Source organism: Mycolicibacterium obuense (assembly GCF_055397605.1).
In genome coordinates, this window is sequence record NZ_AP043663.1 from 1530196 (window position 1) to 1547462 (window position 17267).

The window sequence follows — 17267 nt, forward strand, 5'->3', positions numbered from 1 at the left end:
GGCGCTGCTGACAGTGCTCATGCTGGTGCCCGTCCTTCTCCTGGCCGGCTGTGCCGGGGTGCCGAGTTCGTCGTCACCCCAGGCGATCGGCACCGTCGACCGACCCGCCCCGCCGAGCCTGCCCAAGCCCACCCCCGGCATGGACCCCGACGTGCTGCTGCGCGAATTCCTCAAGGCCACAGCCGATCCCGCCAGCCGGCACCTCGCGGCCCGGCAGTTCCTCACCGAATCGGCGTCCAGTGGATGGGACGACGCCGGTAGCGCGCTCCTGATCGACAACGTCGTGTTCGTCGAAACCCGAACGCCGGAGCGGGTTTCGGTCAACATGCGCGCCGACATCCTGGGTTCGCTGTCCGACATGGGCGTGTTCGAGACCGGTGAAGGTGCCCTGCCCGACCCCGGCCCGATCGAACTCGTCAAGACCCCCGGCGGCTGGCGCATCGACCGGCTCCCCAACGGCGTGTTCCTCGACTGGCAACAATTCCAGGCCACCTACAAGCGCAGCACCCTGTACTTCGCCGATCCGACCGGCAAGACCGTGGTACCCGACCCGCGCTACGTCGCGGTCTCCGATTCCGACCAGCTGGCAACGGAATTGGTGAGCAAGCTGATCGCGGGACCGCGGCCGGAGATGGACAAGACGGTCCGCAATCTGCTCGGCGCGCCACTGCGGCTACGAGGACCGGTGACCCGCGCCGACGGCGGCAAGACAGGCGTCGGACGCGGCTACGGAGGGGCGCGCATCGATCTCGACAGCCTCTCCACCACCGACCCACACAGCAGGCAACTGCTTGCGGCACAGATCATCTGGACGCTGTCGCGGGCCGGGGTCAACGGGCCGTACGTGATCAACGCCGACGGAGCAGCGCTCGACGACCGATTCGCCGAAGGGTGGGACACCGGCGACGTCGCCGCCACCGATCCCGGCGCCGCCGACGGTGCGGCGGCCGGCCTGCACGCGCTCATCGGCGGTTCGTTGGTGTCGCTCGACGGCCAGCGGGCTCCGCGGGTGCCCGGCTCCTTCGGGTCCCTGCCCGGTCAGACCGCGGCGTCGCTGTCCCGCGGCGGGCAGGAAGTCGCCTCGATCGTGACGTTGCGCCCCGGCGCACCCGACATGGCGTCGTCGCTGTGGGTCGGGCCGTTGGGCGGCAACGCAAGTCAGGCGATGGACGGGCGCAACCTGACCCGCCCCAGCTGGGCACTCGACGACGCCGTCTGGGTCGTCGTCGACGGCATCAACGTCGTCCGCGTCTTCCAGGACGCCTCCGGACAACCCGCCCGCATCCCCGTCGACGCCACGCTGGTGTCCGGCCGATTCCCCGGCGTCATCACCGAATTGCAGCTCTCGCGGGACGGCACCCGCGCGGCGATGGTGATCGACCGGCACGTGATCCTCGCGAGCGTCGAGCAGACCCCTGGCGGCGGATACGCGCTGACCTATCCGCGCCGGCTGGGCTACGGCCTCGGCGACACCGTGGTGTCACTCGGCTGGCGCACCGGCGACGACATCGTGGTCAGCCGCACCGACCCGCAACACCCCGTGTCCTACGTCAACCTCGACGGGGTGAACTCCGACGGGCCCAGCCGAAACCTGCTGATGCCCGTCACCACAGTGGCCGCCAACCCGTCGGTGGTCTACGTCGCCGACCAGCGCGGCGTGCTGCAGCTGTCCGGTTCGGGCGCCGAAGGCGATCCCACCTGGGCCGAAGTTCGTCCGCTCATGACAGCGGGGGCACTGCCGGTGCTGCCGGGCTGACAGACGTGCAACGAAAGGGTTGGCAATGGACATCAATGCTGAAGTGACGCGCAAAGCGGTCCTCACGGGCGCTGGAGTGGGGGTGGCCGCGGTTGCGCTGGCGGCGTGCTCGTCCGGGTCCTCGTCGGAGTCCGGCACATCGTCGTCGTCCGGGTCTGCGGAGTCATCCGGGTCGGCGTCGTCCGGGTCGGCAGGCACCGGCGAGGCGCTGACGAAGACCGCCGACGTCCCGGTGGGCTCCGGCGTGATCGTCGGCAAGACGGTGGTCACGCAGCCGACCGCAGGCGACTTCAAAGCCTTCTCGGCGGTGTGCACGCATTCGGGATGCCTGGTCAACAAGATCGCCGACGGCACCATCGACTGCCCCTGCCACGGCAGCAAGTTCAGCCTCGACGGCGCCGTCGTCGACGGTCCGGCCAAGAAGCCGCTCGAGCCGATCAGCGTTCGGGTGCAAGGGGATTCGATCGTTCAGGGATAGACCGGTGGGGCCTGCCTCTCCCGCAGGCCCACCGGTCTCCCAGCCGAAGTTACCGGTCTGGGCGTAGGGGTCTGCGCACCAATTCTCCGCCCGCCAGTGAGAAGCCACGGCTGTGACATGCCGCTGATCACGACCCGGAACGATATTCCGCGGTAAAGGGGACGGGGCTGTCGGTGGGGGCGGCCATAGTGACGGCGTGCTCGATCTCGTCCTGCCGCTACAGTGCGGCGGCTGCAGCGCCCCCGCGACCGCGTGGTGCGTGTCCTGCGCGCAGGAACTTGCCGTGCGGCACGACGAGCCCCACCTCGTCACGCCACGCCTGGACCCCGGCGTGCCGGTGTTCTCGCTGGGCCGCTACGCCGGCGCCCGCCGCCACGCCCTCGTCGCGGCCAAGGAGCGCGGCCGCACCGACCTCCTCGGCCCCCTGGGCGACGCGCTGCGCACCGCTCTCGGTCAGCTGCTGACCTGGGGTCTGCTCGACACCCCGCTGACCCTGGTCCCGGCCCCCACCCGGCGCACCTCCGCGCGTCGCCGGGGCGGCGATCCCGTCACCCGCCTCGCCACGCACGCCGCCCGCGGTCTACCCGGCGTCGCCGTCGCACCGTCGCTGCGGCTGGCTCCGTTCACCCGCGACTCCGTCGGACTGTCCAGTGCCGCCCGCCAGCGCAACATCGCCGGGCGCATCCGACTCACCCGCGGTGTCACCGCGATATCGAGCGACGTCGTCGTGGTCGACGACATCGTCACCACCGGGGCCACCGCCACGGAATCGGTCCGAGTCCTGCAAACACGGGGAGTGGCCGTAGCCGCCGTCCTCGCGCTCGCGCACGCCTGACCAATCGCGTTACCCGAACATCAATCTGCCGTGAAGAACTGAAAACAGGTCGGTCGAATCAGTGGCACGAACACATGAACAGCGACTACCTTCGGAACCAACCATCCGTGAACAGCTCACGGCGGCGCTCAGACCAGAGACGCCGATATCGCGCCAGCGGTAGGAGGTGAGTAGTCGACACCTTGCACCGGCGAGTGGCGCCAATCAGACATGCCTCGTCGGCGCGATTTTTCTATCAGCAGGCACGCGAGACGTGCACCCGCGAAAGAGAGTCGAGTTGCCAAGCATGTCAGTAAATTCCATGGACTCCGACAACACGATGGTGATGGACCCCGATGCGACGGGAGTGTCCGAGGAGACCTCGGGCGCCGAGGTGGTGGTGACCGGTCGCAACGTGGAGGTCCCCGACCACTTCCGCGCCTACGTCGCCGAGAAGTTGTCACGCCTGGAACGATTCGACCGCACCATCTACCTCTTCGACGTCGAACTCGATCACGAGAAGAACCGACGTCAACGCAAGAACTGCCAGCACGTGGAAATCACGGCGAAGGGTCGCGGTCCCGTGGTCCGCGGCGAGGCCTGCGCCGACAGCTTCTACGCTGCGTTCGAATCCGCGGCGAGCAAACTCGAAGCCCGGCTACGTAAGAGCAAGGACCGCCGCAAGATCCACTACGGCGACAAGCGGCCGGAGTCGCTGCACGAAGCCACCGCGCTCGAGCGTCTGGACGCCGCGTTCGCCCGGCCGACGGAGACGACCGCCGCGCCCGCCGACACGCTCGACGACCACGAACCCGGCCGGATCGTGCGCACCAAGGAACACCCGGCCACCCCGATGACGGTCGACGACGCGCTCTACGAGATGGAGCTGGTCGGCCACGATTTCTTCCTCTTCCACGACAAAGAGAGCGACCGGCCCTGCGTCGTGTACCGACGCCACGCCTACGACTACGGGTTGATCCGGCTGGCCTGAGCTGGTCCGGCGCGCTCGAGCACCGTCGCCGGTTGCCGGGCGCGCCGGTTCCGACCCGTACGATGGGGACGTCCAACGCGTGACGCATCCATCGACGCAAGAGGTTATACAGCGTGCTCTCGAAGTTGCTCCGTCTCGGCGAAGGCCGCATGGTCAAGCGCCTCAAGGGGGTGGCTGACTACGTCAACACCCTGTCCGACGACGTCGAGAAGCTTTCCGACGCCGAGCTCCGCGCCAAGACCGCCGCCTTCAAGGCCCGCCTGGCCGACGGTGAAGATCTCGACGACCTGCTGCCCGAGGCGTTCGCCGTGGCGCGCGAAGCCGCGTGGCGGGTGCTCAACCAGCGCCACTTCGACGTCCAGGTGATGGGCGGCGCCGCCCTGCACTTCGGCAACGTGGCCGAGATGAAGACCGGTGAGGGCAAGACCCTCACCGCTGTACTGCCGGCCTACCTCAACGCGCTGACCGGCAAGGGCGTCCACATCGTCACGGTCAACGACTACCTGGCCAAGCGCGACGCCGAGCAGATGGGCCGCGTGCATCGCTTCCTCGGACTCGACGTGGGCGTCATCCTGTCCCAGCTCACGCCCGACGAGCGTCGCACCGCCTACGCCGCCGACATCACCTACGGCACCAACGTCGAGTTCGGGTTCGACTACCTGCGCGACAACATGGCGCTGCGGCTCGAAGACTGCGTGCAGCGCGGCTTCAACTACGCGATCGTCGACGAGGTCGACTCGATCCTCATCGACGAGGCCCGCACCCCGCTGATCATCTCGGGCCCGGTCGACGGCTCCTCGAACTGGTACAGCGAGTTCGCGCGGCTGGCCCCGCTGATGGAGAAGGACACCCACTACGAGGTCGACCTCAAGAAGCGCACCGTCGGCGTGCACGAGGCCGGCGTCGCGTTCGTCGAAGACCAGCTCGGCATCGAGAACCTCTACGAAGCAGCCAACTCACCGCTGGTCAGCTACCTCAACAACGCGCTCAAGGCCAAGGAGCTCTTCGAGCGCGACAAGCACTACATCGTCCGCAACGGCGAGGTCCTCATCGTCGACGAGTTCACCGGCCGCATGCTGGTGGGCCGGCGCTACAACGAGGGTCTGCACCAGGCCATCGAGGCCAAGGAGCAGGTGGAGATCAAGGCGGAGAACCAGACCGTCGCGACCGTCACGCTGCAGAACTACTTCCGCATGTACGACAAGCTCGCGGGCATGACCGGCACCGCCGAGACCGAGGCCGCCGAACTGCACGAGATCTACAAGCTCGGCGTGGTGCCGATCCCGACGAACAAGCCGATGATCCGCGCCGATCAGTCGGACCTGATCTACAAGACCGAGGAAGCCAAGTTCATCGCGGTCGTCGACGACGTCACCGAGCGCTATGAGAAGGGCCAGCCAGTACTGATCGGTACGACGAGCGTGGAGCGCTCGGAGTTCCTGGCCCGCCAGTTCGAGAAGCGCCGCATTCCGCACAACGTGCTCAACGCCAAGTACCACGAGCAGGAAGCCGGCATCATCGCCGAGGCGGGCCGCGTCGGCGCGGTCACCGTGGCCACCAACATGGCCGGCCGCGGTACCGACATCGTGCTCGGCGGCAACGTCGACTACCTGCTGGACCGGCAGCTGCGCCAGCGCGGCCTCGATCCCATCGAGACCCCCGACGAGTACGAAGCGGCCTGGCACGAGGAGCTGCCGGCGGTCAAGGCGCAGGTGTCCTCCGAAGCCAAGGATGTCGTCGCCGCGGGCGGCCTGTACGTGCTGGGTACCGAGCGTCACGAGTCCCGCCGCATCGACAACCAGCTGCGTGGCCGCTCCGGCCGCCAGGGCGATCCCGGCGAATCCCGCTTCTACCTGTCGCTGGCCGACGAGCTGATGCGCCGGTTCAACGGCGCCACGCTCGAGACGCTGCTGACCCGGCTGAACCTGCCCGACGACGTGCCGATCGAGGCCAAGATGGTCTCCCGCGCGATCAAGAGCGCACAGACGCAGGTCGAGCAGCAGAACTTCGACATCCGCAAGGAAGTCCTCAAGTACGACGAGGTGATGAACCAGCAGCGCAAGGTCATCTATGCCGAGCGCCGCCGCATCCTCGAAGGCGAGAACCTCGCCGAGCAGGCCCACACCATGCTCGTCGACGTCATCACCGCCTACGTCGACGGTGCCACCGCCGAGGGCTACTCGGAGGACTGGGACCTGGAGAAGCTGTGGGAAAGCCTGCGCCAGCTCTACCCCGTCGGCATCGACCACAACGATCTGATCGACTCCGACGCCGTGGGCGAACCCGGTGAGCTGACCCGCAAGGAACTGCTCGACGCCCTGCTCGAAGACGCCGAACGCGCCTACGCCGCGCGCGAAGCCGAGATCGAGTCGCTCGCCGGTGAGGGAGCGATGCGCCAGCTGGAACGCAACGTGCTGCTCAACGTGCTCGACCGCAAGTGGCGTGAGCACCTCTACGAGATGGACTACCTGCGCGAGGGCATCGGCCTGCGCGGACTGGCCCAGCAGCGACCGGAGGTCGAGTACGCGCGCGAGGGCTTCGACATGTTCATCGGCATGCTCGACGGCATGAAGGAGGAGTCGGTCGGCTTCCTGTTCAACGTGCAGGTCGAGGCCGCCCCGCAGCCGGCCGTCGCGCCGGTGGCGGCGCCGCCCGGGCTGGCCGACTTCGCCGCCGCCGCAGCAGCTGCGCAGGGGCAGGGCGCGCAAGGTGCGGTGGCCACCAAGGAGCGGCCGAACCCATTGCGCGCCAAGGGGATCGACGACAACGGGCAGCCGCCGCTGGTCTACACCGGACCGTCGGAAGACGGCTCGGCGGAGGTCAAGCGAACCGGCGGTGGCGGGGGCACCATTAAGCCCGGCGGCGGCACCACGCGTCGCGAACGCCGGGAGGCCGCCCGCGCCCAGAAGTCCGGAAAGCACGCCCGCCGTCGCTGATCGTCGTCCGACTAGCCGATCTGGTCGGACTCCTCAACGCGGCTCGTGCCTCGCCGCTTGATCGTCGTCCGACTAGCCGATCTGGAGCGCGACCATCCGCCACGCCTCGCCGTGGCGCTCGATGCGCGCCGCGATCGCGTGCACCCGGCCGGATCGGCTGAACGAAGCGAACACTTCGGCCGCTGTCGGCTCGTCGGCACCGGTGTGCACTGCGCGCACCCGGACCCGGTGCAGCGTCGCGCTGCCCGTGCGGGGAGCGCGGGCCCGGACGAGCACCCGGTCGATCAGTGCCGGCGGCATCAACGGCCGAAGCTGTGCGACGGGCCGGCGCCGGTCGATCACCTCGATGATCTGGAGCAACGCGGCCTCGGCGAACGTCACGGCCGCCCTCGGCGGCGGAGCCTCGCGCAGCGCGGGCCGGTGCGGGCGAGCATGCTCACGCGCTCGGTGCAGGGCCGGACCCGACGGTGTGGGGCACGGCTGACCGATCGGCGCAGGGGCGGGTTCGCAGTCGATCACCGGCGAGGTGACCCAGAGGGCGGTAGGAGCGGTCATCACGGTTCTCCAGCGGTCGGCGGGACGGTCGCGTCCGCTGGAGAGTGGCAGACCTGTCGATGATGACACGCCCCGCCGACCCCTCGATGCACCCGTTATGCGCGCACGGCGCCGGTGCCGCTACCGTGAGGCGTCTCGAATGCACAGTGAGGGGGCGACGCGGCAATGGTGACCAGGTTGTCGTCGTCCGATGCGTCGTTCTTCCGGCTGGAGAACTCCGCCACACCGATGTACGTCGGGTCCCTGCAGATCGTGCGGAAACCGCGTAACGGGCTGAGTTACGAGACGCTGCTGGCCACCGTCGAACAGCGCCTGCCGCAGATCCCGCGGTATCGGCAGAAGGTCCGCGAGGTCGGCTACGGGTTGGCCCGCCCCGTGTGGCTCGACGACCGCGACTTCGACATCACCTATCACATCCGGCGTTCGGCGCTGCCGTCCCCGGGCAGCGACGCCCAGCTGCACGAGCTGATCGCTCGACTGGGCTCCCGTCCCCTCGACAAGTCCCGCCCGCTGTGGGAGATGTACCTGGTCGAGGGCCTGTCCAAGAACCGCCTCGCCATCTACACGAAGTCGCACCAAGCGCTGGTCAACGGCATGACGGCGCTCGAGATCGGGCACGTGATCGCCGACCGCACGCAGAAGCCGCCGGAGTTCGCCGAGGACATCTGGATTCCCGCGCGCGAGCCGTCGGACCGCCAGCTGTTGATGGGGGCGCTCGGCGAGTGGATCGCCCGGCCCACCCAGCAGGCGGCCGCGGTGCGCTCGGCGCTCACCGAGGCGGTCACCAACACCGGCCAGCTCGTCGAGCTCGGCCGGCGGGCCGCCGACGCCGCCCGCATCGTCGCCCGCGGAACCGCGCCCAGCAGCCCACTGAACACCAGGGTGTCGCGCAACCGGCGATTCTCGGTGGCCTCCGCCGACCTCGACGAGTTCCGGATGGTGCGGGCCCGCTACGACTGCGACATCAACGACGTCGTGCTCGCCGTCGTCGCCGGAGCGCTACGCAACTGGCTGCTGTCCCGCGGGGAGCCCGTCACCGCGACCACCACGATGCGCGCCATGGCCCCGATGTCGGTCTACCCCGACACCGACACCGATTCGTCGAGCCCCGGCCAGGCCATCGGCGAGGTGGCGCCCTTCCTGATCGACCTGCCCGTCGGCGAAGGCAACGCCGTCGTGCGACTGTCCCAGATCGCGCACGCCACCGAATCGACGCCCACCGCGGGGTCCCTGGTCGACGCGCGCAGCATCATCACGCTGTCGGGCTTCGCGCCGCCGACCCTGCACGCGATGGGCATTCGCGTCGCGACGAGTTTCTCGGCCCGCCAGTTCAACCTGTTGATCACCAACGCGCCCGGCGCGCAGGCGCAGATGTACATCGCCGGGACCAAGCTGCTCGAGACGTACGCGGTGCCGCCGTTGCTGCACAACCAGGCGCTCGCCATCGGTGTCACGTCCTACAACGGCACCATCTACTTCGGCATCAATGCCGACCGGGACGCCATGAGCGACGTCGAGATGCTGCCCGATCTGATGCGTGAGGCGCTCGACGAACTGGTGGAAGCGGCCCGATAGCCGGCTCGGGGATTTGACGACTGCTGCCAGTCGGAGTCGAATGATGTGAATGTCGACTTCTGAAGACGAACTGACCACGGGTATCGCGGGCGGCAAAGAGTCGACCGACACCGGTCCGATTCCCGTCGCCCATCCGGTGCTCGACGTACCCGTCGAAGAAGAGCACATCACCCGCTCCCGCGGCATCAACTGGGTGGTCTTCGGCGTCACCGCCGTCATCGCCATGGCGTTCCTGTCCTGGGGCTTCGTCAGCACCGACACCCTGGCCAGTGCGTCCTCGAGCGCACTGACGTGGGTGATGGACAAGACGGGCTGGCTCTTCGTGCTCACCAGCACCGGGTTCGTCGTCTTCGTGCTCTATCTCGCGCTGGGGCGCTACGGCACCATCCCGCTGGGCCGCGACGACGAGCCGCCGGAGTTCAACGGCATCTCCTGGGTGGCGATGATGTTCAGCGCCGGCATGGGCATCGGGCTGATGTTCTTCGGCGTCGCCGAACCGCTGACGCACTTCGTCACCCCGCCGCCCGGAACCGGTGCCGAGGGCAATCCCGAAGCCGTGCAGCACGCATTGGCCACCACGCTGTTCCACTGGACGCTGCACCCGTGGGCGATCTACGCCGTCGTCGGGCTGGCCATCGCCTACGGCGTGTACCGCAAGGGCCGGTTGCAGCTGATCAGTTCGGCATTCGAGCCGCTGCTCGGATCACGGGCCAACGGGTCGTGGGGCAAGGTCATCGACATGCTGGCGATCTTCGCCACGCTGTTCGGCTCGGCCGCGTCACTGGGGTTGGGCGCCTTGCAGATTCGCAGCGGCCTGCAGATCGTCGCCGGGATCGGTGAGACCGGCAACGCGATTCTCATCGTCATCATCACCGTGCTCACGGTCTGCTTCGTGCTGTCGGCGGTGTCGGGGGTGTCGCGTGGCATCCAGTGGCTGTCGAACATCAACATGGTGCTGGCCATTCTTCTCGCCGTGTTCGTCTTCGTGGTCGGCCCAACGGTTTTCATCCTCAACCTGCTGCCGACCTCGCTGGGGAGCTACTTCGCAGACCTCAACATGATGTCGGCGCGCACCGGCGCCGAGGGCAGCGCGGTGGACACCTGGCTGCAGTCGTGGACGATCTTCTACTGGGCCTGGTGGGTGTCGTGGACGCCGTTCGTCGGCATGTTCATCGCGCGGATCTCCCGCGGCCGCACCATCCGTCAGTTCGTGGCCGGTGTGCTGGTGGTGCCCAGCGTGGTGTCGCTGGTGTGGTTCGCGATCTTCGGCGGTGCGGCAATCAACGTGCAGCAGAACGGAACTGACCTCGCAGGGGAGGGCGGCGTCGAAGAGCAGCTGTTCACGCTGCTGGACCAGTATCCGATCGCGATCATCGCCAGCATCGTGGTGATGATCCTGGTCGCCATCTTCTTCGTCTCGGGCGCCGACGCCGCGTCGATCGTGATGGGCTCGCTGTCGCAGAAGGGCACCATCCATCCCAGCCGGGGCACCGTCATCTTCTGGGGCGTGGCCACCGGTGCGGTGGCGGCGGTGATGCTGCTGGTGGGTGGCGAGGACGCGCTCAATGGCCTACAGACGATCACGATCATCGCGGCTCTGCCGTTCCTGCTCGTGATGGTCGCGATGGCGGTGGCCCTGCTGAAGGACCTGCGCCGGGACCCGAAGATCCTGCGGCGCGCATACGCCGCCGACGTCGTCGACAGCGCGGTGGTGGCCGGGGTGACCCAGCACGGCGACGACTTCATCATCCCGGTGCAGAGGGACCCCAACTGCGCCGCCGACGCAGATTCACCAGGGGCCTCGTCGGGCGCCTGAGCCCGGTGCGGCCACTAGGCTCGGCGGAGTGCGCGTCTTCGTTCCCGCGACCCTGACCATGCTGCAGCGGCTGGTGGCCGACGGAACCCTCCGTCCCGTCAACGGCACCGCCTTCGCGGTGACACCGACGCTTCGGGAGGCCTACGCGGAGGGGGACGAGGAGGAGCTGGCCGACGTCGCGCTGCGTGACGCCGCGCTGGCGTCACTGCGGTTGCTCGGCGACGAGGGGGAGACCACGTTGCCGAGTCGGCGGGCGGTGCTCGAAGTCGATGCCGACGATGTGACGCTGCGCCCCGACCTCGACGATGCCGTGGTGCGGGTGGCCGGTGACATCGACCTCACGAAGGTGATCGCGGCGTATGTCGACAACGCCGCCGCAGAGACCGCGGTGACGGCGGCTGTCGACGCCGTCGACGAGGCGGACCTGGGGGATGAGGACGCCGAGCTGACGGTCGGGGACGCGCAAGACCACGACCTGGCCTGGTACGCGGCGCAGGAGCTGCCCTTCCTGCTCGAGCTGCTGTGAAAGACTGGCTACGGTCCCGTAAGTTACGGTACCGTAGGTTGAGCAACAGCGATTCGGCAGGAGCTCCCATGGCCAAGACAACGATCAAGAAGACGGCCAAGGTCGCCGACACGGTGCGGCCGTCCGTCGCCGGGGCAGACGAACGGCCCGGCCTCCACTTTCTGCGGACCGTTGCGGGCCGCATCACCACACCCCTGCTGCCCGACGACTACCTGAAGCTGGCCAACCCGCTCTGGTCGGCGCGGGAGTTGCGCGGCCGCGTGCTCGAGGTGCGGCGCGAGACCGTCGACTCGGCCACGCTCGTCATCAAGCCGGGGTGGGGTTTCTCGTTCGACTACCAGGCCGGCCAGTACATCGGCATCGGGCTGCTGGTTGACGGTCGCTGGCGGTGGCGGTCCTACTCCCTGACCAGCAGCCCCGTCACCAGCAAGGGTTCGCGGACCATCACCATCACGGTCAAGGCGATGCCCGAGGGGTTCCTGTCCAGCCACCTCGTCGGCGGCGTCGAGCCCGGCACCATCGTGAGACTGGCTGCGCCGCAAGGCAATTTCGTCATGCCGGACCCTGCTCCGGCGTCGGTGCTCTTCCTGACGGCGGGCTCGGGCATCACCCCCGTGATCGCGATGTTGCGCACCCTGAGCCGGCGCGGCCAACTCGGTAACGTGGTGCACGTGCACTCCGCACCGACCGAATCCGACGTGATGTTCGCCGAAGAGCTGTCGGCGATGGCCTACCGTCACCAGGACTACCACCTCGTGCTGCGGAGCACCCGCAGCCAGGGCCGGCTGGATCTCGCCCGTCTCGACGAGGTCGTGCCCGACTGGCGGGACCGGCAGACCTGGGCCTGCGGGCCCGAAGCGATGCTCGAGTCGGCCGAGCGCACCTGGGCCGCCGCAGGCATCGCTGACAACCTGCATCTCGAGCGCTTCGCGGTCACGCGTGGCGGGCACGGCAGCGGGGGAACGGTCACGTTCGCCCGCGCCGACAAAGAGGTCGTCGTCGACGGTGCGACCTCGCTGATGGACGCCGGCGAGGCAGCGGGCATCCAGATGCCGTTCGGATGCCGGATGGGCATCTGCCAGTCGTGTGTCGTGGGGCTGCTCGACGGGCATGTGAAGGATTTGAGGACGGGCGTCGAGCACGAGCCCGGCAGCCGAGTGCAGACCTGCGTCTCGGCCGCGTCGGGAGACTGCACACTGGACGTGTGACCTTTACCCGCTAGTAACCTACGGCTTCGTAGGTTACGCTAGCGTAGGTATGCGAGAGGAGGGATGGAACCCATGGCAATCACCGACGTACCGGAGTTCGCTCATCTGACGGATGCGGACATCGAAGGCCTGACGCGTGAACTCGACGCGATCCGGCAGGACATCGAAGACTCCCGCGGCGCGCGCGATGCGCGCTACATCCGCCGCACCATCGCCTTCCAACGTGGGCTGGAGGTCGCCGGCCGCCTGCTGCTGGCCGGCAGCTCCAAGCGCGCGTACTGGTGGGCCGGCGCGACGACGTTGGGCGTGGCAAAGATCGTCGAGAACATGGAGATCGGCCACAACGTCATGCACGGCCAATGGGATTGGATGAACGATCCCGAGATCCACTCCTCGTCGTGGGAGTGGGACATGAGCGGCGCCTCCAAGCACTGGCGCTTCACTCACAACTTCATGCACCACAAGTACACGAACATCCTCGGGATGGACGACGACGTGGGCTACGGCGTCATTCGCGTCACCCGCGACCAGCGCTGGACGCCGATGAACCTCGGCAACCTGTTCTTCAACACCCTGCTGTGCGTCGCTTTCGAGTGGGGCGTCGGGCTGCAGCATCTCGAGCTCGGCAAGATCTTCAAGGGCCGCGATGATCGCAGGGCCACGATGACGCGCATCAAGGAGTTCGGCGTCAAGGCCGGCCATCAGGTCGCCAAGGATTACGCGCTGTGGCCCGCGTTGACCGCGCTGTCGCCCGGGGCATCGTTCACGTCCACGCTGAAGGCCAACGCGGTGGCCAACGTCATTCGCAATGTGTGGGCCAACGCTGTGATCTTCTGCGGCCACTTCCCGGACGGCGCAGAGAAATTCACCAAGACCGACATGGTCGGCGAGACCCGCGGTGAGTGGTATCTGCGTCAGATGCTCGGCAGCGCGAACTTCGACAACGGCCCGGTGCTGCGCTTCATGAGCGGCAACCTATGCCACCAGATCGAGCACCACCTGTTCCCGGATCTGCCGAGCAATCGGTACTACGAGATGTCGATTCGGGTGCGCGAGATCTGCGACAAGTACGACCTGCCCTACACCACGGGCTCGTTCCTGGTGCAGTACGGCAAGTCGTGGCGCACCATTGCGAAACTGTCTCTGCCGGATCGATTCCTGACCGACACCGCCGACGATGCGCCCGAGACGCGCAGCGAGCGGATGTTCGCCGAACTGGAACCCGGCGAGCGGCGCGGTCTGAAGTCGTCCATCGCGGCAGTGCGTGCGCGCCGGCGTGCCCGCAAGGCTGCTGTGGCGGAGCGGCTGGCCGCCTGATCGTTTCCTGAACAGACACAAACTCGAGCTGATACGCCGCGGCGCAGCTCGAGTTTGTGTCTGTTCGCAGGGTCAGCGGGACTTAAGGGATGTAGTCGAACGTGTCCGGGTTCGGGCCGGTGCGGCCGTCCTCACCCTTGTCCAGCGCCGAGATCGCATCCAGATCATCGGTGCCCAACTCGAAGTCGAACAGCGCGAAGTTGTCCTTGATGCGCTGCTCGGTCACCGACTTCGGGAACACGATGTCGCCCCGCTGGATGTGCCACCGCAGCACCACCTGAGCCGGAGTCTTGCCGGCCTGCTCGGCGATGCGGGTGATCACGGGATCGTCGAGCACCTTGCCCTGCGCGATCGGTGACCACGCCTCGGTCGCGATGCCGTGCTCGGTGCCGTAGGCACGCACCCGCTCGTTGGTGAAGTACGGGTGCACCTCGATCTGATTGACCGCCGGAACGGTACCCGTCTCGGCCGCCAACCGCTCGAGATGCTCGACCTGAAAATTGGAGACGCCCACGCTGCGCGCACGGCCGTCTTTGGCGAACTCCTCCAACGTCTTCCACGTCGAGACATAGTCACCGTCGTAGAGCGTCGGCAGCGGCCAATGGATCAGGAACAGATCCACATAGTCGAAGCCGAGTTCGGACAGCGTCTTGTCGAACGCCCGGCGCGCGTCGTCGGGCTTGTGGAACCCGTTGTTCAGCTTGCTGGTGACGAACACCTCGCTGCGGTCGATGCCGGCGTTGCGGATGCCCTCGCCGACGCCCTTCTCGTTCTGGTACATCTCCGCGGTGTCGATGTGGCGGTAACCGATGTCCAGCGCGGTCTTCACCGCATCCGCGGTGTCCTCCGGCGGGATCTGGTAGACGCCGAACCCCAGCTGGGGAATCTGCGCGCCGCTGTTGAGCTTGATGGTTGGTACCTGAGTCACTGTGCATTCCTCCTTCGCGGGCAGCGTATCCGCGGGAGGACCGCGGCAAACCCCGTGCGCGGGTCAGGCCTCGCGGAGGACCGCGAGGAGGCGGCGGGCCGCCGCGACCCGGTCAGCCGCCGGACCCTCGAGGCCGTCCAGCGCACACTCAGGATCGGCCGGCGGCCCCATGTGCCCGCAGCCGCGAGGGCAGTCCTCGATCGCATCGGCGAGATCCGAGAACGCCATCACCACGTCGTCGGGTGCGATGTGGGCCAGGCCGAACGAGCGGATTCCCGGCGTGTCGATCACCCATCCGCCGGCGGCCAGCGGCAACGCGATCGACTGCGTGGACGTGTGCCGCCCGCGACCGATGTCGGTCACGGCACCCGTGGCCCGATCCGCCTCGGGCACAAGCCGATTCACCAGTGTCGACTTGCCCACCCCGGAATGGCCCAGCAGCACCGTGACTTTGTCGGCCAGCAATGCCTGGACCGACTCCAGAGGATCGGCCCGGCCCGCCGTCGCGATCGTCAGGTCCAGCCCCGCGAATTGCGCGGCGAACGGCTCGGGCTCAGCGAGGTCGGTCTTGGTCAGACACAGGATCGGCGTCAGGCCTCCGACGAATGCCGCGATCAGCGCACGTTCGACGAGCCCCGTGCGCGGCGGCGGATCCGCCAGCGCCACCACGATCAACAGCTGATCCGCGTTGGCGACCACCACCCGCTCCGTCGGATCCGTGTCGTCGGCTGTGCGGCGCAACACCGTTCGGCGCTCGGCCCGACGCACGATGCGCGCCAGTGTGTCCGCCCGACCCGACAGATCGCCGACGATGTCGACCTCGTCACCGACGACGATCGGGGTGCGGCCCAGCTCGCGGGCCCGCATCGCGGTCACGTGGTGCGCGGGGTCACCGTCGAGCACACAGCCCCATCGGCCGCGGTCGACGGTGACGACCATGCCCGACCGGGCGTCGGCGTGCTCGGGACGGGTCTTCGTTCGCGGTCGAGAGCCGCGACCGGGCCGCACCCGGACGTCGGACTCGTCGTACTCGCGTCGGCTCAAAGGCCGGCCGTGGTGTCGGTCTGGCCGGCCAACATGTCGGCCCACAGCTGCGGAAAATCCGGAAGCGTCTTGGCGGTGGTGCCGATGTTCTCCACCTCGACACCGGGCACCCGCAGCCCGACGATCGCGCCGGCCGTCGCCATCCGGTGATCGGCATACGAGTGCCACACGCCCTCGTGCATCACCGTTGCGGTGATCGTCAGCCCGTCCTCGGTCTCCTCGCACTGTCCGCCGATCCGGTTGATCTCGGTGCGCAGCGCCGCCAACCGGTCCGTCTCGTGCCCCCGCAAGTGCGCGATGCCGCGCAGATGGCTCACCGATCCGGGGGTGGCCAGAGCGGCCATCGCCGCCACCGAGGGCGCCAGCTCACCGACCGCGCGCAGGTCGACGTCGACGCCGTCGAAGGTGGCGGTGCCCTGCACCTCGAGGTAGGAGTCGCCGCGACGGACGACCGCGCCGAAGCTCTTCAGCAGCGACAGAATCGTCTGAGCCGGTTGGACGCTGACATCGGGCCAACCGGTGACGCGGACGCTGCCGCCGGTGACGACCGCGGCGGCCAGGAACGGCACCGAGTTCGACAGGTCCGGCTCGATCGCCCAGTCACGCGCCGCGATCGGTCCCGGCGACACCTTCCACCTGTCGGGGGTGGTGTCGTCGACGGTGACGCCGGCCTCCCGCAGCATCGCGACGGTCATCGCGATGTGCGGTGCGGACGGCACCTCGGCGCCGGTGTGCACGATCGTCAGGCCCTCGTCGAACGCGGCGCCCGAGAGCAGTAGCCCGGAGACGAACTGCGACGAGCCCGACGCGTCGATCTCGACGGTGCCGCCGCGCACGTTCCCGGCGCCGCGCACCTCGAACGGCAGCCCGGTGCCGTCGATGCCGACGCCGAGCGCGCGCAACCCGTCCAGCAGCGGTGCGATCGGCCGGGCACGCGCCTGCACGTCGCCGTCGAAGGTCACCGATTCAGAGCTCAGCGCCGCGACCGGCGGCAGGAACCGCAACACGGTGCCGGCCAGCCCGCAGTCGATGCGGGTGCCGGGCTGCGGCGTAAGTCCGCCGCTGATCGTCAGCGTGGTCTCGTCGGTCGGCGACGTGTCCACCTGGAGCCCGAGTGCTTGCAGCGCGGCGATCATCAGGTCGGTGTCGCGGCTGCGCAACGCCCCGGACATTGTCGATGAGCCGTCGGCCAGCGCCGCGAGCACCAGCGCCCGGTTGGTCTGCGACTTCGAGCCGGGAACCGTCACGGTGGCATGGACAGGGGTCGACGTCGACGGGGCCGGCCAGTTGCTCACAGGTCCATTCTGGCGTGTCACCGGTTTC

Annotated in this window: 14 protein-coding genes; 10 read left to right on the forward strand and 4 right to left on the reverse strand. The window is 68.2% G+C overall.

Going from position 1 to position 17267, the window contains the following annotated elements:
- Nucleotides 1-19 precede the first annotated feature (19 nt).
- The 5 genes from lpqB (at nucleotide 20) to secA (ending at nucleotide 6975) form a co-directional block, all read left to right on the forward strand.
- Entirely contained in the window at nucleotides 20-1756 is a 1737-nt protein-coding gene (lpqB, locus tag ACZ50N_RS07375) for an MtrAB system accessory lipoprotein LpqB (protein ID WP_048422341.1), read from the forward strand.
- A gap of 25 nt (nucleotides 1757-1781) precedes the next feature.
- Nucleotides 1782-2234, forward strand: a complete 453-nt coding sequence (locus ACZ50N_RS07380) for a QcrA and Rieske domain-containing protein (protein ID WP_048422238.1) — start codon at nucleotides 1782-1784, stop codon at nucleotides 2232-2234.
- A gap of 196 nt (nucleotides 2235-2430) precedes the next feature.
- Nucleotides 2431-3069 carry a ComF family protein gene (locus tag ACZ50N_RS07385; protein ID WP_464475034.1) on the forward strand — a complete coding sequence of 213 codons (639 nt, stop codon included), beginning with the start codon at nucleotides 2431-2433 and terminating at the stop codon, nucleotides 3067-3069.
- Nucleotides 3070-3355: 286 nt separating this feature from the next.
- Nucleotides 3356-4039, forward strand: a complete 684-nt coding sequence (gene hpf, locus ACZ50N_RS07390; protein WP_046366667.1) for a ribosome hibernation-promoting factor, HPF/YfiA family — start codon at nucleotides 3356-3358, stop codon at nucleotides 4037-4039.
- A gap of 113 nt (nucleotides 4040-4152) precedes the next feature.
- A complete protein-coding gene (secA, locus tag ACZ50N_RS07395; protein WP_464475035.1) occupies nucleotides 4153-6975 on the forward strand; it encodes a preprotein translocase subunit SecA in 2823 nt (940 codons plus the stop codon).
- Between the two features lie 72 nt (nucleotides 6976-7047).
- Here the strand turns inward: secA and ACZ50N_RS07400 are convergent, their stop codons facing one another.
- On the reverse strand, nucleotides 7048-7530 hold the full coding sequence (locus ACZ50N_RS07400) for an Rv3235 family protein (protein WP_046364830.1): 483 nt from the start codon (nucleotides 7528-7530) through the stop codon (nucleotides 7048-7050).
- Between the two features lie 165 nt (nucleotides 7531-7695).
- On the opposite strand from ACZ50N_RS07400, the gene ACZ50N_RS07405 reads away from it, so the two are divergent.
- From ACZ50N_RS07405 to ACZ50N_RS07425, 5 genes are all read left to right on the forward strand, one after another.
- Entirely contained in the window at nucleotides 7696-9105 is a 1410-nt protein-coding gene (locus tag ACZ50N_RS07405) for a WS/DGAT/MGAT family O-acyltransferase (RefSeq protein ID WP_046364829.1), read from the forward strand.
- A 49-nt stretch (nucleotides 9106-9154) separates the two neighbouring features.
- Entirely contained in the window at nucleotides 9155-10921 is a 1767-nt protein-coding gene (locus ACZ50N_RS07410; RefSeq protein ID WP_464475036.1) for a BCCT family transporter, read from the forward strand.
- Nucleotides 10922-10949: 28 nt separating this feature from the next.
- Nucleotides 10950-11447 carry a DUF6912 family protein gene (locus ACZ50N_RS07415; RefSeq protein ID WP_046364828.1) on the forward strand — a complete coding sequence of 166 codons (498 nt, stop codon included), beginning with the start codon at nucleotides 10950-10952 and terminating at the stop codon, nucleotides 11445-11447.
- 68 nt (nucleotides 11448-11515) lie between these two features.
- Nucleotides 11516-12655 (forward strand): ferredoxin reductase, encoded by a 1140-nt coding sequence (locus ACZ50N_RS07420; RefSeq protein WP_073685149.1) that lies wholly within the window; start codon nucleotides 11516-11518, stop codon nucleotides 12653-12655.
- Nucleotides 12656-12727: 72 nt separating this feature from the next.
- A complete protein-coding gene (locus tag ACZ50N_RS07425; protein WP_464475037.1) occupies nucleotides 12728-13972 on the forward strand; it encodes a fatty acid desaturase family protein in 1245 nt (414 codons plus the stop codon).
- Nucleotides 13973-14054: 82 nt separating this feature from the next.
- Here the strand turns inward: ACZ50N_RS07425 and ACZ50N_RS07430 are convergent, their stop codons facing one another.
- The 3 genes from ACZ50N_RS07430 to aroA form a co-directional block, all read right to left on the reverse strand.
- Complete coding sequence (locus ACZ50N_RS07430; RefSeq protein WP_046364826.1) at nucleotides 14055-14900, reverse strand: aldo/keto reductase; 846 nt, start codon at nucleotides 14898-14900, stop codon at nucleotides 14055-14057.
- A 63-nt stretch (nucleotides 14901-14963) separates the two neighbouring features.
- Complete coding sequence (gene rsgA, locus ACZ50N_RS07435; protein ID WP_046364825.1) at nucleotides 14964-15944, reverse strand: ribosome small subunit-dependent GTPase A; 981 nt, start codon at nucleotides 15942-15944, stop codon at nucleotides 14964-14966.
- A complete protein-coding gene (gene aroA, locus ACZ50N_RS07440) occupies nucleotides 15941-17239 on the reverse strand; it encodes a 3-phosphoshikimate 1-carboxyvinyltransferase (protein WP_464475038.1) in 1299 nt (432 codons plus the stop codon). Before aroA ends, rsgA begins: the two co-directional genes overlap by 4 nt.
- Between the last annotated feature and the right edge of the window lie 28 nt (nucleotides 17240-17267).